Source organism: Arthrobacter sp. B3I9 (assembly GCF_030816935.1).
In the GTDB taxonomy this organism is placed as follows: Bacteria; Actinomycetota; Actinomycetes; order Actinomycetales; family Micrococcaceae; genus Arthrobacter.
In genome coordinates this window covers 1-17,549 of sequence record NZ_JAUSYO010000001.1, presented here as the reverse complement: position 1 = coordinate 17,549, position 17,549 = coordinate 1, and the positions used below count along the sequence as shown (strand labels likewise).

Here is a 17,549-nt window from a genome sequence, read left to right as displayed (position 1 = left end):
CAGCCTAGTCCGCCTGCCGGCCGGCCCGGTCCGCTAACGTGGCTCTATGACGACCGACGAGTCCCGAGGCGTGCGTCCGCTTGTCTACGCCCACCGGGGCGCGAGCGGAGCCTTCGCGGAGCACACCCGCGCGGCCTACCTGCAGGCCATCGCCGACGGCGCCGACGGTGTCGAGTGCGACGTCCACCTTACGCGTGACCAGCACCCCGTGCTTTTGCATGACGCCAACCTGGACCGCACCTCTGACGGCACCGGCCCGGTCGCCGACCGGACCCTCCGCGAGCTCCGCCAGCTGGATTTCTCCTCCTGGCGCGGGGCCCGGATTCCCGCTGAGTACGGAGGCACCTCGGCGCAGTTCCTGACTCTCGTCGAGCTGCTGGCGATCCTCCGGGCGGCGGACCGGGACATCGGGCTGGCGATCGAGTTCAAGCACCCGAGCCCCTACCAGCTCAGGCTCGAGGACCGGGTCCTGGGCGTCCTGAGGGCCGAAGGGTGGGATCCGGCCACGTCGATGCTGGGACGCGTCAAGGTGTCCTTCATGAGCTTCAGCCCGGACGCGATGAAGCATTTGCTCAAGTCCGTTCCGGCGGAGGCGCTGTGCCAGCTCCTTGAGGACGTCGACGTCGCGGACATCCGCAAAGGACTGCGCCTCGGTGCGCTCACCGGCGGCGCGCTGGCCAACGTCATGAGGTCCGCGCACTTGGAGAGCGTCCGGATCCTTGACGCGGGCGACGTCGGCATGGCCGGGCCCGGCATCGAATATCTGCGCGGGCACCAGGGCATTGTCCGGCGCTGGCTCGACTCCGGCCGGCGGTTGCGGGTCTGGACGGTGGACGAGGAGGACGACATCGCCCTCTGCCGGGACATGGGCGTGCACGAAATCACCACGAACCGGCCCGCGGAAGTCCTCGCCCGGCTCGCCATGGGCAGCAGGCCGCCGGGCTGATCGCGGCCGCCGGCTTCGGCGCGAGGGCGGGCCGGTTAAAAGCGGGCGGGCCTCCTCCCGGTCTGGGAGGCGGCCCGCCGACACGCAGGACTCAATCTCAGGTGTTCTGGACGCGGTCCTTGGCGTCGGTAGCGCTGGCCTTGACGTCCGAAACGCTGCCCTGGCCTTCTTCCTTGACCGTCTGAACGGCGTCGGTGGCGGTGGCCTTGACGTTCTCCACCGCTTCCTGTGCCGGTTCCTTCAGGCCCTCCGCCATGTCCTTGGCGGCCTCCGTCAGCTGGGTGGTGACCGGTTCTGCGGCGCTCTTCAGTGCATCGGCGGCTTCGCGTTCCTTCCGGCTCGGCGGGATCAGGGAGGAGACGAGCAGCCCCGCGCCGAAAGCAATCAGACCGGCGGCAAGAGGGTTGCCCTGTGCCTTTACGGCCATCTGGTGCGGTGCGTCGGCAATGGCTGAACCGGCGTCGCCCATCGTCGAGCCGATGGACGCCCGGGCGTCTCCCACCGCGGATCCGGCGTTGCCGGTGGCGGAGTGGACGTTGCTGGTTGCCGTGTCGGCGGCGCCCATGATCTTGTCCTTTACCCCGAAGACGGCGTCTTTGACCTTGTCGGTCTGCCGGTGGACGATGTTGGACGGTGTCACTTTGTCGGCGACCGCATCGACGTTGGTACCGAGGCGTGCGCGGGTGGCTTCAATGTCGGCGCGGATGGCGTCCGGGTTTTCACTCATCGGTTGTCCTCATTAGGTTTCAGGGTGGGCGGAATTTCCTGGATGGTTTCGACGGTCTGGGGCATGCCTTGGATCCTCTTGAGTTCCTTGCGGCCCATGGACGCGAGCACTGCGGCGATGATGCCCCAGATGATGGCTACGACGACGGCGGACCAGCCAAGGCCCATCAGGTTGCCGAGGCCCCACCAGAGCGCGATGGAGAGGAACAGCAGCACGAAGTGGCCGGCCACGCCGGCGCCGGCGAGCATGCCGCCGCCCTTGCCTGCCCTGCTGCCCGACTGCTTCAGCTCGGCCTTGGCGAGCTCGATTTCCTGCCGCATCAGAGTGGAGAGGTCCCGGGTGACGTCACCCAGGAGTTCCCCCAGAGAAGCGGAGTCCGCCTTGGCGTGAGCCGCCGTGGGAGGTGGTTCCGGTATCTGGCTGCTCACAGGTGCCGCCCCTCGCCCTCGATGTACGGATCATTGACGTCGCGGAGTGCGCCGGTGCTTCCCGGAAGGGTCTGCGCCGGGCCCGGCCGGGTGGCGCCAGGCAGCGGCGGCTCGCCGTACACGGTTTCGGTGTAAGGCGGCAGGCCGGTGGTGGTCTCGTCATAGAATGGTGCGCCGACGCCTGCACTGGTGCTGAGTTCCGGCTCCACCAGCGGCCGCGGCGGGACAGAAGTCCCCGTCGTGGCAGTGGTATCGGGGGCTCCGGCCTGGAGGCTGCGGCCGAGCCGGCCCGCGAGCAGGCCCGCGCCGGCGGCAAGCAGCAGGAACGTTCCCGGGCGCTGGCGGGCAAAGGACTTCGCCTCGTCCAGCAGGGATCCGGGATCCCGGTTCTCCAGCCAGGAAGCTACGGACGCGGAGCGGTCCGCGACCTGGCGGATGAGATCGGAGGCAACACCCTGCTGGTCGGGCGCCTCGGCCATGGTGTGCAGCTGCGAGGAGATCGTGCGGATGCCTTCGGCCGCCTTCTGCTGCTGCGTCCCGGCCTGGCTCGTCAGGTCCGACTTGGCCTGCTGGAGCAGGTCCTTGGCGTTGGTCTTAACCTCGGAGGCCACATTGGCGGCTTCCGACTTGGCCGTTTCCGCGACGTTCTGCGCGGCTCCGGCTGCCTGCCCGGCAACATTCGCCGCCTCGTCCTTGGCAACGTCCTTCTTGGATTCGGAACCCACTGTGGAGGGAACCGATGTTCCTGTGCCCGTGTACTGAATGGTGGAGTCAGGCTCTGATGCCTGCGGCCATTGGTTCTCTGTCATCGTTGCTCTCTTTTCGGAAGATTAGCTGGCGAATAAGAACCAGCGTGCTGAATCGAACAGTAAGCATGGTTACTAAGTAGATCGTAAGCACACTTGCTATTCGCCGCAAGACGCAATTGGTCCCAATTTTCTTTTGCGTCCTCAGGTGCCGTCCCCCTCGTCGCGCCGCAAACCCTGCTGTGGCGCGGATCGGGACCCCGCGCCGCCCTCCGCGGCTGCGGCAAAAACAGCCTGGATTTGAAAGAATATTAGTAAGCATGCTTGCCAAACGCTTACTAAGCATGCTTATGGTGGAGTCATGCAGGCTTCCAGTTGGAGGTGCTGCAAAACCAAACCGCATCCCAGATCCAAGGAGACATCATGCTCGCCAAGGAACATATCGACGACCTGCTCCAGCGCAACGGAAACATTGTTTCCACCGACGGAGCCAAGATCGGATCCATCGGCCAGGTCTACGCGGACGATGAGAACGGCCAGCCCACCTGGGCTACCGTCAAGACCGGCCTGTTCGGCACCTCGGAATCCTTTGTCCCGCTGGAAGGTGCCCGCGTTGAGGGCAGTGACCTCGTTGTCCCGTACACGAAGGACCAGGTCAAGGACGCCCCCCGGGTGGACGCCGACGGCCACCTCGAGCCGACGGAAGAGGACCGGCTCTACGCCCACTACGGCCTCGGCGGCCAGACCTACACGGAGGCAACAACCGGCCGTGACGCAGACTTTGCGGCTACTGACCGTACCTCGGGAGTTGCCGCCGGCGGCTACGACACCGACGCTCGTGGCACCGTGGGACATGACACGTCAGGCCCCACGACCGATGACGCCATGACCCGCTCTGAGGAGCGTCTGAACGTCGGCACGGAACGGCAGGCCGCCGGACGGGCCCGGCTGCGTAAGTACATCACCACGGAAAACGTCACTCAGACCGTTCCCGTGCAGCGCGAAGAAGTCCGGATTGAACGCGAACCCATCACGGACGCCAACCGCGGTGACGCGTTGTCCGGTCCGGACCTCAGCGAGGAAGAGCACGAAGTCATCCTCCACGAGGAGCGCCCTGTAATTGAGAAGGAAACCGTTCCGGTGGAGCGGGTCCGGCTCGACAAGGAAACCGTCACGGACCACGTGACCGTGGATGAGGAGATCCGCAAGGAGCGCATCGAAACCGACGGTGACGACAACATCCGGCGGTAGGCAACATCGGGAAGCCAGGGCCACGCCCTTGGCCCTGGCTTCCGCCCTCATTTTGCTTTGCAAGTCCCCGACCCAGGAAGGCATCACGGATGAGCCGCGATCGTGAACCGAACCTCCGGGGCAGCTACCGCCTGCTGGCCACGGCGGCCCGATTGGTTCAGCGCCGCCAGGACGAAGCCCTGGCACCCCTGGGTCTGACCCGCGCGGCCGTTATCGCCCTGGAGGCTGTCGCCCCGCGCCCGTTGAACCAGGAACAGCTGGCAGCGAAAGTACACGTGCAGAGCCAGACTCTCGGCAGGGTCCTGGCCCGCCTGGAATCCCAGGGGCTCGTCACCAGGACCCGCAGCGAAACCGACCGGCGCCAGCTTCAGGTGGAGCTGACGGAGGCGGGAACGGCGGCCCTGGATGCCGCCCGCAAGTCGGAGGTCAACGCTTTTCCGGCGACAATGGACGCCGAGGGGTGGGAGATCCTCCAGCAACAACTGGCACGGTTCGTCGATTCCCTGCAGCGTCCGTCGCCGGGCCCGCAGGGGGGTCCCGGGAAACCGGGCTCCGCGCAACCGGGCCCTGCCCAGCCGGGTCCCGCGCAACCGGGTCCCGCCCAACCGGGCCAGTCTACGGAACGTACGCTGGACGCGGCCGGGCACCGGCATTTCGCGACGGGCCAAGACTCTGCGGGATTGGACATAACTGATGGTTACTGAACACCAGGATCCCCCCGCGACCGGAGTGCAGGGCGAACTGCACCAAGACCGATTCGTCGGCGAGCAAGATCTCACCCGCTGGACCAGCCCCGGCGGGCAGGCCCTCGCCCGGGCCGCCCGAAAAATCAGCAACGTTCTCGGGCCGCATGCAACACTGATTCTGACCCTGGCGGCCGGTGCGCTTATCGCCGCCGTGCTTACTGCCTTGTTTTCCGAGGTATACGAATCGGTGGTGGAGGCCGACGGCGTCGCCGGCCTTGACCATCCCGTCCTGGACGCGGCCAAGAGTGTCCGTTCCCCTGCCTTGAACCTCATCATCACCGGGTATACCGACGTCGGTGGGACGATCGGTATGCCGATCCTCGCCTCAGTCATCACGGTGGCCTTGGCGCTGCGCCGTCGCTCCTGGACGCCGGCGATCCTTATCGTCATCGCCGCTGCCGGCTCCCTGCTGATGACCATTGCAGGCAAGCAGCTCATCGGACGCACCCGGCCGCTCCTAGCCGATGCTGTGCCCCCTTACGAATACTCCGCATCTTTTCCCAGCGGGCACTCGCTGAATTCGGTTGTCATTGCCGGCGTCGTGGCGTATCTGGTGATACTCCGCCTCAAGTCCCGCCGGAGCAGGATCTGGACTGCCGCCCTGGCCGCCGCCTTCGCCGTGACGATAGGCCTGAGCAGGGTCTACCTGGGGCACCACTGGTTCACCGACGTCCTTGCCGCCTGGATCCTCGGGTTGGCCTGGCTGGCGCTGGTCATCACCGCCCACCGGCTCTACCTGACCAGCAGGAAGCACCGGGCGCCTGCCCCGGCCGGGGCGTAAAATCCACGGAACTCCATGCCACCTTTCGGCTGAACCGGCGCCGTTCCTGGCGTGAAACGACCTGGCGGAGGCGCAGGCCGGCGTCGTGCATTCCAGGAGCCTGCCCGCCTCTTGCCCGTGATCGGGCAGCCTCCTACGATTGAGCTAATCGGGACTGGATGGCCAGGACCGGGCCGGCCTGTAGGGGGGCCGCCATGAGACAACGGTCAAAACGAATTGCGCTTACGGCCACGGTGCTTGGCCTGTTGCTGTTGCCTCTGGGTGCCGGGCCTGCGACGGCCGCGCCTACAGACTGCTGGACCAACGACGGTGTCTGGCTTCCCTACGTCACTGCACACTGTTCCGGCGGGACAGGCTGGTATCAGGCGTGGGCCGCGTGCAAAGAGAACTTCTGGCCCTATGACGACGAATTCGTCGAAAGCGACTGGAAAGTCGCCGGGAGCCAGGAGACGGCCTGGGTATGGTGCCCGGCGGGCTACCGGGTGCTGAACTACGGCGTGGGCCTCAAGAGCTGAAGCGGACCCCCGCCAAGGCCTGCTCCTGAGTAGGCGCCCGGCTCTAGGCGCCCGGGTCAGGCATCCACCGTTGCCAGGCGGGCCGGCTGTACCGTAGCTGCGGCCGAAAGATCGCTGAAAGCGCCTCGATAGCGGGCAGCCGGGTGGGTCGGCTCGAGCCTCGGGCCCCGGCCGAAGACCTTTTCGCGCAGGGTGCCCGGCGCGTACTCAGTCTGGGCAAGACCCCGGCGCTGCAGTTCGGGCAGGACACCCTGGATGAAGTCCGTATACGAACCGGGGATGATCTGGTTGATGATGTTGATCCCGTCGATGCCGGCGTCCTGCCAGCGTTCCAGCTCGTCCACGATCTGTTCCGGCGTCCCCGCGATCTGCTGGGCCTTGGCGCGGTAGCGGGCCAGGTCCCCGACCGTGGGATTGCCGCCGGGGACGGAAGCGATGGCAGCCTCCAGAACACCTTGGGCGCCTTCGGTCTTGACCTCCCCGAGCGGAGTGTCGAGCGGGAGGCCGCCGAGGTCGACGCCGATTCCTCCGCCGATGTGCGCGATGATCGAGTGGAGGTCCAGATACTCGTCGTACTCCGCCTGCTTGCGGGCCACTTCGTCCTCGGTGCTGCCGATCACGAAGGACAGGCCGCCAAAGATCTTCACGTCGCCGGGCGCACGGCCGCCGGCCGCCTCGAGTGCGCGGATGCTCGCGGTTTGCTTGGCCACATAATCAACGTGCGGTGCGAAGAGGAAGGTGGCCTCAGCGTTTTCCGCGGCGAACTTCCTGCCGCGGGCAGAGCTCCCTGCTTGGAAAAGGAACGGCGTGCGCTGCGGGCTAGGCGAGACGAGGTGGGGCCCGTCGATGGAGTACCGGGTGCCGCGGTGGTTGATCTTATTGACCTTGGCCGGATCCGCGTGGATGCCACGGACCTTGTCGGCGAGCAGGGCGTCGTCGTCCCAGGACCCCTCCCAGAGCTTGTACACGGCTTCGGCGTACTCCTCTGCCCAGTCGTACCGGTCGTCGTGGGGAGTAAGCCCGCTGTTTCCGAAATTCCGGTGCGAGTTCTCCAGCACGCTGGTGACGATGTTCCAGGCAACGCGGCCATTGGAGATGTGGTCCAGCGTGGACATCTGGCGTGCCAGCTGGAAAGGATCGGACTGGATGACGGAGCTTGTCATGGCGAGTCCGATGTCCTTGGTGACCGCCGCCAGCGCAGAGCAGAGCACCAGCGGATCGTTCGAAGGCACCTGCAGACCCTTCTCGACCAGCGAGGCCCAGCCGCCTTCGTGGTCCCCGTACAGTCCCACCACATCGGCGAAAAACATCGTGTCGAATTTCGCCTCCTCCAGTTCACGGGCCAGCTCGACCCAGAGCTGCAGGTCGTTGAAGCGGTGCTGCTGGGCCTCGGGATGCCGCCACTGACCGCCCAGGATGTGGTTGGTCGTGTTCATCACGAAGGCGCTCAGGAGCAGGCGGGGGCGTTCGTCAAAGGTACCCATCAGGAATCGCTCTTCTCGGTGGTGTTGGTTGCGTTCGTTCCGGCGACGGCATCGCCGATGCTGTTGAGGCCTACGGGGATTGTGCCGTTGATGTGGTAGTCACCGACGGATCGCGCCTTAAACACCGCCGGGTTGTGGGTGGCGACGGTACGGGCGTTGCGCCAGTGGCGGTCGAGCCCCTTGCCGCGGCCCGTCGAAGAGGCGCCGGTGACATCAAAGAGCTCGTTGGTAGCGGCCAGGACCAGGCCGGGGACGGTCACGTGGGCCTTCTGGACGCCCAGTTCGCCGCGGACAAAAGCATCCTCGGCGTCCAGCCCGAGGGAGGGGTCGACGGCGGCATCCAGGTCGCGGGCCGCGGCGACCACGATGGATTCCGCTGCGTACACGCCGGCGGCGATCTGCCCGACGCGTTCCTGGATCAGGGGATCGTCCCGGAACGGCAAGCCGGAGCCGGTATTGAAGGTGCGGGTGCGTCCGGCGACGAGGCTGCTGGCGTCCCGAAGCGCAGCATGGCCGATCCCGGCGAGGACCGAAAGCAGCACGAGCTGGAAGAATGCCGGTTCCAGGGTGCTGCTGACCTTGCGCTGGATGATGTCCTCGGCGTCGACCACCACGTCATCAAAGATGGCCGTTCCGGTGCCCGTCAGCGGCTGGCCGAAGCCGTCCCAGTCGTCGACGATGGTGACGTTGGGGTCACTGGCGGGGACCAACGCGTACTGGCGCCCCTCGTGCCCTTCGGTGCTGGCCATGACGACCACCCAGTCGGCGAAGATGCTGCCGGTTGTGTAGTATTTTTCGCCCTTCAGCAGCCAGCGGCCGTCCTCCTGCCGGAGCTTGGTCTGCGTGGTTCCGAGGGCATTTCCGGAACGTTCGGTGGCGGCGTTGCCGAAGATGTCGCCGGCGAGCACGCGGGGGAACCAGCGGTTGCGGAAGGCGGGGGGCTGCAGGGCGATCGTCTCCACGAAGGAGAAATGTGAACGCAGCAGATGCGAGACGTTGGAGTCCGCCGCGGCGAGTTCGATCAGGAGCCGGCTCAGGTGCTCATAGCTGACGGGGTCCCCGCCATGCCCGGCCGGAACACGGAGCGTCGTGAATCCGCTTTCCTTCAACCAGGCGACCGGTTCGAAGGGCAGGACGTGGTTGGCCTCCCGTTCCAAGGACCCCTCCGCGATGCGTGCGAAGACGGGCCGGAACCTTGCGGACAGCTCCGCGTAGCGGGCTTCCCCGCTGAGCTCCCGCACTTCTTCCGAGATTGTCATTCCGTTCCTAACGTTGGAAGTGGTTCAAAGTTCGTGTGAGGGCCCTTAGCGGCCAGCGGCGGCAGCGAGCTCGCGCAGCCGGTGGCCGGGATTGGAGTCGAGCAGCAGGCGCGTGTAGTCGCTTTGCGGATTGCGGAAGACCTGCGCCGTCGGGCCTGTTTCCATCAGCTGTCCCCGGCTCATGACGCCCACGTCGTGGGCGACGCGTTCCACGACGTGGAGGTCGTGGGAAATGAACAGGTAGGACAATCCCAGGTCGCGCTGCAGCCGTTCGAGCAAATCCAGGATCTGCGCCTGGGTCAGCACATCGAGCGCGGAAAGGGCCTCGTCCAGTACGAGCGTCCGGGCGCCGAGGGCAAGGGCGCGGGCGATGGCGACGCGCTGGCGCTGGCCGCCCGAGAGCTCTTTGGTCCTGCTGCCGGCGGCGCGCGCGGGGAGGTTCACCTGGTCAAGGAGATCGGCAACGCGTGCGCGGCGTTCCGCACGGGAACCGATCCGGAAGCTGACCAGGGGCTCGGCAACTATGTCACCGACGGTCAGCCTCGGGTCAAGGGCCGAGTCGGGGTTCTGGTACACCAGCTGGAGGGTGCGCCAGAGTTCCCGTTTGCCTTTGCCGGCCAGTGCGGTGACGTCCGTGCCGTGCACCCGGACGCTGCCCGACGTCGGGTCCAGCAACCGCATGATCATGCGGGCAGTGGTGGACTTGCCGGACCCCGATTCGCCGACCAGCGCGAAGGTGGTCCCCTGGCGTACCGAGAAGTTCACGTCGTTGACGGCACGGTGTTCGCTGCCTGCCCGGCCGAAGACCTTCGTGAGCCCGCGGACCTCGATCGCTGCCACGGGCAGCTCGCCGGCGGACTCCGCCGCGGCAGGAGCACCCTTGGGGACGGCCGGCGAGGCCTCTTCGAGGAGCCTGACGGTGTAGTCATCCTCGGGACGGGTGAGGATGTCGGTGACGGAGCGGTCCTCACGGATCCTTCCCTGCTGCATCACCACGATGCGGTCAGCCAGGTCGGTGGCGACGGCGAGGTCGTGGGTGACGAAGATGACCGCAGTCCCGCGGTCCCGGGCAAGCCTGCTGAAGACCTCAAGGACGCGGCGCTGGACAGTCACGTCCAGGGCCGACGTCGGCTCGTCGGCGATCAGCAGCTTCGGTCCCAGGCTGAAGGCGATGGCGATCAGGACGCGCTGTTTAAGTCCACCGGAAAGTTCGTGCGGGTACTGCTTCAGGCGCTCTTCCGGGCGGTCGATGCCCACCAGCTCGAAGAGCCGTACGACCTCCGCCCTGATCTCCGCTTTGGAACGCTTGCCCGCCTCCGGGTGCAGCCGGAACACTTCCGCCACCTGCGATCCGACCGTTTTGACCGGGTCCAGGGAACCGCCCGGGTCCTGGGGGACCATGCCGATCTGGCGCCCGCGGATTTTCTCCAGCTCGCGTTCCGGCAGGCCGGCAAGTTCGGTTCCATCGAACCGGATGGAACCGGCAGTGATGCTGGCTGACGGAGAGAGGAGCCCGATGATGGATTTGGAAAGGGTGCTCTTACCGGACCCGGATTCGCCCACGAGGGCAACGATCTCGCCGGGCATCAGGACAAGGTCGAGGGATTCCGCGGCCGTCACGGCCTCCGGGCCGCGGCCGTACTCGATGTGCAATCCCCGCACTTCAAGCAAGGGGGCGGCTCCGCTGGGGGGAGTGTCGGTGTTGGGATTCAATGAGGGCTCCTGACTAGAACCGGAAGAACTTGAGAAGCTGGCGTCCGAGACCGGCCAGCAGCATCACCGCGATGACGATGACCAGGCCCGGCAGGCTCGTCATCCACCACGCGCGTGCCAGGTACTGCCGTCCTTCGGAGATCAGCAGCCCCCATTCCGGCGTGGGAGGCGGTGCTCCGAAACCCAGGAAGCCGAGGCCGGAAATTGCGAGGATGGCTGCGCCGAGGTCAACCGCCAGGAGCGCGAGGACCGGGCCGCAGGAGTTCGGCAGGATGTGCTTCCAGATCACGGACCAGTAGGAGCCGCCGTTAAGGAATGCGGCCTCGACGTAGTCCAGGTTCCGCACGCGCAGGACCTCCGAGCGCACCACCCGTGCAAACGCGGCAATCGAGGCGATACCGACCCCCACGCCCAGGGAAATGGGCCCGGGCGCGAATGCGGTCACGATGATCAGCGAGATCAGGAAGCCTGGTACCGCGAGGAGCACGTCAACCAGGCGCATGGTGGTGGCATCGGCAGCGCGGCCGGCGGTGGCGGCGAGCAGTCCCAGTGCCGTTCCGACCACAAAACCGATCAGGACGGCGAGCCCGGCCGTCAGCAGGGTCTGCGACGTGCCGTACACGACCCGGGCGTAGATGTCGCGGCCGAGGTGGTCAGTGCCGAACCAGTGGTCCGGGCTTGGAGACAGGAATTTCTGCTTGGGAACGCCGCTGATGGGATCGAACGCGGTGAACAGGCCGGGCAGGACGGCCCAGCCGACCAGAATCAACAACGGAATCACGGTCAGCCACAGGCTGACCGGCCCCAGCGCCGTTCGCCGGCGTTTTTCCGGGGCGAGAACGACGGCGCTGTTCCCGACGGCGCCGTCCCTGACGCCGTCGTCGTTCCCGGCACCGGGGGTGTGTGCTGCCGTCCCGGTTCCGGGATCTGTTCCTACTAGCTCGGTGCTCACAAGATTCTCCGTTCGGCCTTAAGCGGTCAGGGCTCGGGGCGAGCCGGCGGCACTGCTCTTCAGAATGCGGGGATCCAGCAGCGGATACAGCAGGTCGACGATCAGGTTCACCGCAACGAACGCCGAGGCCGTCAGCAGCACCAGGCCCTGGACAAGCGGCACATCCTGGACCGTGACGGCCTGGAGCACCACCGATCCCAGGCCGGACCGGGCGAAGACCGTCTCGGTGATGACCGAACCGGCCAGCAGGGTCCCCACCGTAATCCCGGCAATGGTCATGGCGGGGCCGGCCGCGTTCTTGAGCGCATGGCGGTAGAAGATCCACGCGGGGGAGGCGCCCTTGGCCCGCAGAACATCAATGAACGGCTGCTCGTAGACGTGCGTGATGCTCTTGAGCAGTACCTGCGCCATCGGGGCGGAAACATAGAGTGCCAGGACCAGGACGGGAACAGCCAGCGAGGCAAAGGACCCGTCAGGGAACAGGGACATCACGCCGAGCTGGATGGACAGCAGCTGCAGCAGCACCAGGCCGAGCCAGAACACCGGGACCGCCGCGAACAACGGCGGGAGGTTGGTGATGAGGCGCTTCAGCAGGTTGGAACGGGTCAGCACCGCGGCAGCCACGAGGGCCACAGCAAGGACGACGGCCGCCACGAACGCACTCGAGGCCAGAGCCAGCGTGGATCCCGCTACTGCTCCGATGCGCGTGGCCACGGACTGCCCCGAGGCCAGCGAGTACCCCACGTCGCCCCGGAGCAGCTGCCCGAGCTGGCTGAAGTATTGCACCAGCAGGGGCTGGTCATAGCCGTATTGGGCCTTCATGGCATCGACGGTTGCCTGATCCGCCGCCGCATCCGTCGAGAGGAAGATGGTGACCGGATCGCTGGGCAGGAGTTGCACCGCCAGGAAAACCAGCGTGTACGCCAGCCAGATGACGAGCAGCGCCTGCCCGAGGCGTCGCGCAACGTAGAGGCCCATGATCGGCTACTTGCTGTTCTTCCAGGCGCCCTGGAAGATCGGGGCGGTGCCGGAAGTGAAGTCGACATGCGCCTTGGCGTTGGCGCCGTAAACCTGGACTTCGTCCCAAAGAACCAGTGCCAGTGCCTGGTCCACCACCAGAGCACGCTGTTCGTCCGAGACCAGTTCTTTGTGCTTGGCGCTGCTGGTGGCGGCGCGTTCGGCGGCGAAGAGCGCATTGAGCTGCTGGTCGGCATTCAGCGTCTGGGTGTTCGTCGCCGGTCCGAAGACCGGGCCGAGGCCGCCGTACACGAACTGCCGCGTGCCGAAGAACTCCACGTTCGGATCCTTCATGGCCGTGGCCAGGAAGGTGTTGTCAGCCGCACGGTTGACCAGCTTCACGCCGATCTCCCGCCACTGCTGTTCGATCAGCTCGAAGGCAGGTTTGATGACAACCGAGTTGTTTGACGACGTGACGGTGACTTCGAGCTTCTGGCCGTCCTTGGCCCGGATGCCGTCGGCTCCGGGCACCCAGCCCGCTTCCTCCAGCAGGCTCTTGGACTTGTCCGGGTTGTAGGCCAGCTCCGCGGACAGGTCAACGAAGTCCGGTGCTTCACGGTTCAGGATGGAGCCGGCGAGCTCGTAGCTGTCGGAGAGCACGGTGTCCTTGAGCGACTGCCGGTCGATGCCGAGTTGCAGGGCCTGGCGGACCTTCGCGTCGGCCAGCTTGCCGTTGCCGATGCGCACCGCCGCCATGTTCGAGGTCAGGTCGATGCCCTTGGCCGGGAGGACCTGGTTGCCGCTGCCGGCCAGGGTTGTTTCATCCGCGGGCTGCAGGCCGCGAACCAGGTCAACCTGGCCCGTCTGCACGGCGCCGGCACGGTGAGCCACCTCCGGGAGGTACTTCACGACGACTTTATCCAGGTAGGCGGCCCCCTGGTTCGGAGCACCTTCCGGAGCCCAGGCGTAGTCTGCGCGCTTGGCCAGCACAACTTCCTCATCGGCCTTTTCGGATTCGAAAGCGAAGGGTCCCGAGCCCGAGATTTTCGCGATGGCTGACTGTCCGGCGTTGTCCAAGGTGAGGGTCTTCGGTGAAACGAGTCCCGCGGTGACGGAGGACGTGGCCCGCAGGAAGTTGGCGTCGGGGGAGGACAGGGTCACCTCCACCTGGTCGCCGCCGATGACCTGCGAGGACTTGTAGGCGGAGAAGTCCACGTTCGGCTGGATCTTGGCACTCTCGATGCCCTTCCCCAGCGCATCGAGGTTGGCCTGGACCGCGGCCGCGTCCAGGGGTGTTCCATCACTGAAGGTGACTCCCGGGCGGATCGTGAAAGTGAACTTTGTCTGGTCCTCGCTCGCCGTGAACTTGCTGGCGATCCAGGGGACGAGCTGGCCCTTCTCGGCGTCGAAGTACGTCAGCCGGTCCAGCACGCTGTTCAGCACGTTGGCCTTCTCGTAGAAGCGTGCTGCCTGGGTCTGGAAGTTGTTGATCGGCGTGACTTCCGCGAAAACGAACGTGCCGCCCTGGACCGGAGCGCCGTCCCGGGCGGATTGCCCCGCCGCTGCGCCGCCGGTGCTGCCGCCGCAGGCGCTCAGGGCCAGGGCCGCGGCACTCAACAGGGCCAGCACGGCCAAGGGCCGGCGCTTCGTCGCCGCCCGCGAAGGGGAAGTGCGCGTTTCGTTGGTATCCATCGGGATCCTCTCGGTCGTGACCAAGGGACTCCGAGACCGACCGCGTTCCCGGCGCAGGACTCAACGCGCACGGTGGAACGTGGGATCTCGGCAATCGCCATCGGTCCTGGCTTTAGCACCGTGCCCCGAAGGGTGGTTGCTACGGCGTCATCGAGCCAGGTCTCTCAGCCGATCTGGATGGTGGAAATTCGCTTTCGGGGAGCTTTCGCTCCCATCCGGCCGCTTCACGCCCGGACAGTGTCCACTTTCGTGCATAATCTTCGATTCACCAACAATGACGACACGTTCTGCAACAAACGAAGGAGAAGGTGCGTGCCGCCGTCGGACATTCCGGGCTGGGGGACCGGGCGCCTTTGCTTTATCCCCAGAAGCCACGGCAGAGTTGCATGCCTTCGCACCCGCGGCCATGATGTACGTTGGCCTCCCTTCGGAACAACTTAGGAATACGACGCATGCCCTGCATCCAGCGGATCAATATCGGCCACCGGGGTTGTGGGTAGCCCGTGCTCCGTCTGAAACGCCTGGCAGTGTTCACCGTGTTCGCATGCTGCGTCGTCACCGGGTTCTTGTTCTGGGCGCTTCCGTTGTCCGGCGCGCAGGCCCGCGGCGTTAAGCCCCCGCCGCCGCGGGCGGAAGCCAAACTGGTGGAGCTGCCGACTGGCACGACCTCTGCTGTGGAGATAACCCCGAGCGCGGACGCGCAGTGGATCATCCGGGCTGCGGCTCAGACCGGCATCCCGGCCCGCGCACTGCAGGCCTACGTGGCCGCTGCCGGAACGGCCAACAATTCCACTCCGGCCTGCGGGATCGGCTGGAATACGGTGGCGGCCATCGGCTTCGTCGAGTCCGGCCACGGAACGCACGGTGGGGGACACCTGACCGCCGCGGGGCAGGCGAGCGGGCCGATAATAGGCCCCAGCCTTGACGGCGATGGGTTCGCCGCGATCGCTGACACGGATGCAGGCGCCCTCGATGGTGACGCGCGGTGGGACCGGGCCGTGGGGCCCATGCAGTTCATCCCCTCCACGTGGCGGTATGCCGGGCGGGACGGGAACGGGGACGGCAAAGCCGACCCCTTCAACATTGACGACGCCGCGCTGAGTGCGGCCTCTTACCTATGCGCCCGCGGCCGCGACCTCACAACGGCCAGGGGCTGGACAGACGCCATCTACTCCTACAACCAGTCCGATTCGTACATCGACAAAGTACGCGGCCAGGCCACTTCCTACGCCGCGCAGGCTGGCGCTGCCGATTAAGCAAAGAGGAACCGCCGGCGCTTGCCGGCGGTTCCTCCTGGCGTAGCTCGCTCAGTCGGCGGCGTGTGTGGCTCCGAGCAGGTCACGCACCCTTGCGGCGATTTTGACGAACTCGGGGTTTTCCATGGTTTCCCCGTAGTCGCGGTTAGTCCCGAGCGGGACATCGAGCGTCTCGAGGATGCGGCCTGGACGCGGGCTCATGACGACGACCCGATTGGCGAGGAACACGGCTTCGGCTACCGAGTGGGTCACCAGGATCACCGTGGTGCCTGTTTCGCGCCAGATCCGATCGAACTGGCCGACCAGGCCGGACTGCTCCAGGACCCGGCCCTCGCCGCGTTCCGGATGTCCGATTTCCTTCGCATCAACGGAGTGGCACTATGAGCGACTTTTCCCGCCTATCCCTCAACAGCGCCACCACGAAGAAGTGGAGCCTGGCGGAGGCCGTGGAGGGTTGCGTCCGGGCCGGCATTCCCTCGATCGGGCCCTGGCGCGACATCGTCGCCGAGGCCGGGCTGGACAAATCCGCCCGGCTGATCCGGGAGGCCGGGTTGCGGGTGTCCTCGTTGTGCCGCGGCGGATTCCTCACCGCCGCGGACCCGGCCGGACAAGCTGCTGCCCTTGCTGACAACCGGGCCGCCATCCTGGAGGCGGTGGCACTGGGCACCACGGAGCTCTTCCTGGTGGTCGGAGGCCTGGCACCGGGGGAGAGGGACGTCGTCGCGGCACGCCAGCGTGTGGCTGACCGCCTGGAAGATCTTGTCCCCTTCGCCGTGGAGCACGGCGTCCGTCTTGTGCTGGAACCGCTGCACCCGATGTACTCGGCGGACCGTGCCCTGATTTCCACCCTCAAGCAAGCCCTGGATCTGGCCGCCCCCTACGATGCGCGCGCCGTGGGCGTCGCCGTCGACACCTTCCACGCCTGGTGGGACCCGGAGCTGAAGGCCCAGATTGAACGCGCGGGCCGGGAAAACCGGATCGCTTCGTACCAGGTGTGCGATTTCAATCTGCCCATCGCAGCCGACGCCCTGCTGTCCCGCGGCATGATGGGCGACGGCGTCATCGACTTCGCAACCATCGGCGGCTGGGTTCGTGACGCCGGCTACACCGGCGACATCGAAGTTGAAATCTTCAATCAGGAGATCTGGGACGCCGACGGGGACAGCACGCTGGCCACCATGAAGGCGCGGTACGCGGAACTGGTTCTTCCCTACGCCTGACCGGCGGCCGCGGCAGTCCGCGTCGCCCCTGCCGGGCCAGGGCACCGGCGCCGCAGCCGGGTCAGGACACCGTGGCGAGGACTCTGTCGATCCGGGAAAGCAGGCCCGGCCACCCGTTGCCCATGCCCTCGAAGGCCTTTTGGCCCAAGGGCGTATCGACGCGGAAGCCGGCGTGCTCGAAGTGCAGGATGGTCCCGTCGTCGACGGCGTCGAGGCGCCAGGTCACGGTGGTGTCCAGTTGCCCCTCCGAGAAGAGGAAGCTGATCGACGTGCCGGGCTCCACGGCGAGGATCTCACACTGTTGCTGGCCCCACGGGCCCATGTCCATGGTGAAGCGGTGGCCGACGGCGGGTCTGATGTCGCCAGGTGCCCACCAGCGGGCCAGCAGTTCCGGTGTGGTGAGCGCAGCCCACACGGCTGTGCTGGGGTGCGGAATGTGGCGCTCGAGCCGGATGGTGTTCTCGGTCATGACGGGTTCTCCTCGTCTAGAAGTTCGGCAAGCGCGTCGAGGCGCTGGGTCCAGTAACGCTCAAAGTGCTTCACCCAGCCACCGATCTCGGCGAGGCGCGCCGGCTGGAGGTGGTACAGCCGATGGCGGCCGTGCCGTTCTTCGCGCACGAGACCTGCCTCGCGGAGAACGGCCAGGTGTTCGGACGCGGCGGAACGGCTCAACTCGAGCAGGCCGGTGAGTTCCCCCGCCGTCCTGGGACCTTCGCAGAGCTCGTCAAGAATGACGCGCCGCGCAGGGTTGGCGACTGCACCGAACACATCAGGAAGCACGCTCCGAGTATATGTCGGAAATTTCCGAAGTATCAAGGAGCGTGCGTCTTACCGCTGCCGGCGGACGAGGGGCACCGCGCTTGGCCCGGCAGGCAG

The 17,549-nt window shown here is 66.4% G+C and carries 20 protein-coding genes and 1 riboswitch; of the genes, 8 read left to right on the top strand and 12 right to left on the bottom strand.

The window, feature by feature from the left end; genetic code table 11:
- Positions 1-46: 46 nt before the first annotated feature.
- A complete protein-coding gene (locus QFZ65_RS00100; RefSeq protein WP_306907256.1) occupies positions 47-946 on the top strand; it encodes a glycerophosphodiester phosphodiesterase family protein in 900 nt (299 codons plus the stop codon).
- A gap of 97 nt (positions 947-1,043) precedes the next feature.
- Here the strand turns inward: QFZ65_RS00100 and QFZ65_RS00095 are convergent, their stop codons facing one another.
- The 3 genes from QFZ65_RS00095 to QFZ65_RS00085 are packed head-to-tail and all read right to left on the bottom strand — an operon-like array spanning position 1,044 to position 2,910.
- Positions 1,044-1,673: a DUF3618 domain-containing protein gene (locus QFZ65_RS00095; RefSeq protein WP_306907255.1), complete on the bottom strand. Its 630-nt coding sequence runs from the start codon at positions 1,671-1,673 to the stop codon at positions 1,044-1,046.
- Positions 1,670-2,101 carry a phage holin family protein gene (locus tag QFZ65_RS00090; protein ID WP_306907253.1) on the bottom strand — a complete coding sequence of 144 codons (432 nt, stop codon included), beginning with the start codon at positions 2,099-2,101 and terminating at the stop codon, positions 1,670-1,672. Before QFZ65_RS00090 ends, QFZ65_RS00095 begins: the two co-directional genes overlap by 4 nt.
- Positions 2,098-2,910 (bottom strand): hypothetical protein, encoded by an 813-nt coding sequence (locus QFZ65_RS00085; RefSeq protein WP_306907251.1) that lies wholly within the window; start codon positions 2,908-2,910, stop codon positions 2,098-2,100. The genes QFZ65_RS00090 and QFZ65_RS00085 overlap by 4 nt, the downstream gene beginning before the upstream one ends.
- 360 nt (positions 2,911-3,270) lie before the next feature.
- On the opposite strand from QFZ65_RS00085, the gene QFZ65_RS00080 reads away from it, so the two are divergent.
- The 4 genes from QFZ65_RS00080 to QFZ65_RS00065 all read left to right on the top strand — a co-directional run bounded on the left by QFZ65_RS00080 (position 3,271) and on the right by QFZ65_RS00065 (position 6,140).
- Positions 3,271-4,098, top strand: a complete 828-nt coding sequence (locus tag QFZ65_RS00080; protein ID WP_306907250.1) for a PRC and DUF2382 domain-containing protein — start codon at positions 3,271-3,273, stop codon at positions 4,096-4,098.
- An 89-nt stretch (positions 4,099-4,187) separates the two neighbouring features.
- The gene (locus QFZ65_RS00075; protein ID WP_306907248.1) at positions 4,188-4,802 is read left to right on the top strand and encodes a MarR family winged helix-turn-helix transcriptional regulator; all 615 of its coding nucleotides are present in this window, start codon (positions 4,188-4,190) and stop codon (positions 4,800-4,802) included.
- The gene (locus QFZ65_RS00070) at positions 4,792-5,625 is read left to right on the top strand and encodes a phosphatase PAP2 family protein (protein WP_306907246.1); all 834 of its coding nucleotides are present in this window, start codon (positions 4,792-4,794) and stop codon (positions 5,623-5,625) included. The genes QFZ65_RS00075 and QFZ65_RS00070 overlap by 11 nt, the downstream gene beginning before the upstream one ends.
- Before the next feature lie 194 nt (positions 5,626-5,819).
- Positions 5,820-6,140, top strand: coding sequence for a hypothetical protein (locus QFZ65_RS00065; RefSeq protein WP_306907245.1), 321 nt, complete (start codon positions 5,820-5,822; stop codon positions 6,138-6,140).
- 56 nt (positions 6,141-6,196) lie between these two features.
- Here the strand turns inward: QFZ65_RS00065 and QFZ65_RS00060 are convergent, their stop codons facing one another.
- From QFZ65_RS00060 to QFZ65_RS00035, 6 genes are all read right to left on the bottom strand, one after another.
- Positions 6,197-7,624, bottom strand: coding sequence for an LLM class flavin-dependent oxidoreductase (locus tag QFZ65_RS00060; RefSeq protein WP_306907244.1), 1,428 nt, complete (start codon positions 7,622-7,624; stop codon positions 6,197-6,199).
- On the bottom strand, positions 7,624-8,883 hold the full coding sequence (locus tag QFZ65_RS00055) for an acyl-CoA dehydrogenase family protein (protein WP_306907243.1): 1,260 nt from the start codon (positions 8,881-8,883) through the stop codon (positions 7,624-7,626). The genes QFZ65_RS00060 and QFZ65_RS00055 overlap by 1 nt, the downstream gene beginning before the upstream one ends.
- A 45-nt stretch (positions 8,884-8,928) precedes the next feature.
- On the bottom strand, positions 8,929-10,596 hold the full coding sequence (locus tag QFZ65_RS00050; protein ID WP_306907242.1) for an ABC transporter ATP-binding protein: 1,668 nt from the start codon (positions 10,594-10,596) through the stop codon (positions 8,929-8,931).
- Between the two features lie 13 nt (positions 10,597-10,609).
- Positions 10,610-11,404, bottom strand: a complete 795-nt coding sequence (locus tag QFZ65_RS00045; RefSeq protein ID WP_373427620.1) for an ABC transporter permease — start codon at positions 11,402-11,404, stop codon at positions 10,610-10,612.
- Positions 11,405-11,566: 162 nt separating this feature from the next.
- On the bottom strand, positions 11,567-12,526 hold the full coding sequence (locus QFZ65_RS00040) for an ABC transporter permease (RefSeq protein WP_306907239.1): 960 nt from the start codon (positions 12,524-12,526) through the stop codon (positions 11,567-11,569).
- 6 nt (positions 12,527-12,532) lie between these two features.
- Positions 12,533-14,197, bottom strand: coding sequence for an ABC transporter substrate-binding protein (locus QFZ65_RS00035; protein WP_306907237.1), 1,665 nt, complete (start codon positions 14,195-14,197; stop codon positions 12,533-12,535).
- A gap of 94 nt (positions 14,198-14,291) precedes the next feature.
- Positions 14,292-14,381, bottom strand: a riboswitch (SAM riboswitch).
- Between the two features lie 319 nt (positions 14,382-14,700).
- On the opposite strand from QFZ65_RS00035, the gene QFZ65_RS00030 reads away from it, so the two are divergent.
- Positions 14,701-15,453: a lytic transglycosylase domain-containing protein gene (locus tag QFZ65_RS00030; protein ID WP_306907235.1), complete on the top strand. Its 753-nt coding sequence runs from the start codon at positions 14,701-14,703 to the stop codon at positions 15,451-15,453.
- A gap of 51 nt (positions 15,454-15,504) precedes the next feature.
- Here the strand turns inward: QFZ65_RS00030 and QFZ65_RS00025 are convergent, their stop codons facing one another.
- A complete protein-coding gene (locus QFZ65_RS00025) occupies positions 15,505-15,705 on the bottom strand; it encodes a hypothetical protein (RefSeq protein WP_306912642.1) in 201 nt (66 codons plus the stop codon).
- Here QFZ65_RS00025 and QFZ65_RS00020 point away from each other — a divergent pair.
- Both QFZ65_RS00020 and QFZ65_RS00015 read left to right on the top strand, forming a co-directional pair.
- The gene (locus tag QFZ65_RS00020) at positions 15,616-15,837 is read left to right on the top strand and encodes a DUF993 family protein (protein WP_306912453.1); all 222 of its coding nucleotides are present in this window, start codon (positions 15,616-15,618) and stop codon (positions 15,835-15,837) included. The genes QFZ65_RS00025 and QFZ65_RS00020 overlap by 90 nt on opposite strands.
- Positions 15,834-16,673, top strand: coding sequence for a sugar phosphate isomerase/epimerase (locus tag QFZ65_RS00015; RefSeq protein ID WP_306907234.1), 840 nt, complete (start codon positions 15,834-15,836; stop codon positions 16,671-16,673). The genes QFZ65_RS00020 and QFZ65_RS00015 overlap by 4 nt, the downstream gene beginning before the upstream one ends.
- A 61-nt stretch (positions 16,674-16,734) precedes the next feature.
- Here QFZ65_RS00015 and QFZ65_RS00010 read toward each other — a convergent pair whose 3' ends face one another.
- Positions 16,735-17,142: an SRPBCC domain-containing protein gene (locus QFZ65_RS00010; protein WP_306907231.1), complete on the bottom strand. Its 408-nt coding sequence runs from the start codon at positions 17,140-17,142 to the stop codon at positions 16,735-16,737.
- Positions 17,139-17,453, bottom strand: a complete 315-nt coding sequence (locus QFZ65_RS00005) for a helix-turn-helix transcriptional regulator (protein ID WP_306907230.1) — start codon at positions 17,451-17,453, stop codon at positions 17,139-17,141. The genes QFZ65_RS00010 and QFZ65_RS00005 overlap by 4 nt, the downstream gene beginning before the upstream one ends.
- Positions 17,454-17,549: the final 96 nt, after the last annotated feature.

What these genes read in the sequence shown, in the direction of transcription:
- QFZ65_RS00015 (WP_306907234.1), top strand. Translation starts at nt 15,834, where the DNA reads ATGAGCGACTTTTCCCGCCTATCCCTCAACAGCGCCACCACGAAGAAG.
- QFZ65_RS00055 (WP_306907243.1), bottom strand. Translation starts at nt 8,883, where the DNA reads ATGACAATCTCGGAAGAAGTGCGGGAGCTCAGCGGGGAAGCCCGCTAC.
- QFZ65_RS00065 (WP_306907245.1), top strand. Translation starts at nt 5,820, where the DNA reads ATGAGACAACGGTCAAAACGAATTGCGCTTACGGCCACGGTGCTTGGC.
- QFZ65_RS00060 (WP_306907244.1), bottom strand. Translation starts at nt 7,624, where the DNA reads ATGGGTACCTTTGACGAACGCCCCCGCCTGCTCCTGAGCGCCTTCGTG.
- QFZ65_RS00100 (WP_306907256.1), top strand. Translation starts at nt 47, where the DNA reads ATGACGACCGACGAGTCCCGAGGCGTGCGTCCGCTTGTCTACGCCCAC.
- QFZ65_RS00085 (WP_306907251.1), bottom strand. Translation starts at nt 2,910, where the DNA reads ATGACAGAGAACCAATGGCCGCAGGCATCAGAGCCTGACTCCACCATT.
- QFZ65_RS00075 (WP_306907248.1), top strand. Translation starts at nt 4,188, where the DNA reads ATGAGCCGCGATCGTGAACCGAACCTCCGGGGCAGCTACCGCCTGCTG.
- QFZ65_RS00080 (WP_306907250.1), top strand. Translation starts at nt 3,271, where the DNA reads ATGCTCGCCAAGGAACATATCGACGACCTGCTCCAGCGCAACGGAAAC.
- QFZ65_RS00095 (WP_306907255.1), bottom strand. Translation starts at nt 1,673, where the DNA reads ATGAGTGAAAACCCGGACGCCATCCGCGCCGACATTGAAGCCACCCGC.
- QFZ65_RS00035 (WP_306907237.1), bottom strand. Translation starts at nt 14,197, where the DNA reads ATGGATACCAACGAAACGCGCACTTCCCCTTCGCGGGCGGCGACGAAG.
- QFZ65_RS00070 (WP_306907246.1), top strand. Translation starts at nt 4,792, where the DNA reads ATGGTTACTGAACACCAGGATCCCCCCGCGACCGGAGTGCAGGGCGAA.
- QFZ65_RS00040 (WP_306907239.1), bottom strand. Translation starts at nt 12,526, where the DNA reads ATGGGCCTCTACGTTGCGCGACGCCTCGGGCAGGCGCTGCTCGTCATC.
- QFZ65_RS00010 (WP_306907231.1), bottom strand. Translation starts at nt 17,142, where the DNA reads ATGACCGAGAACACCATCCGGCTCGAGCGCCACATTCCGCACCCCAGC.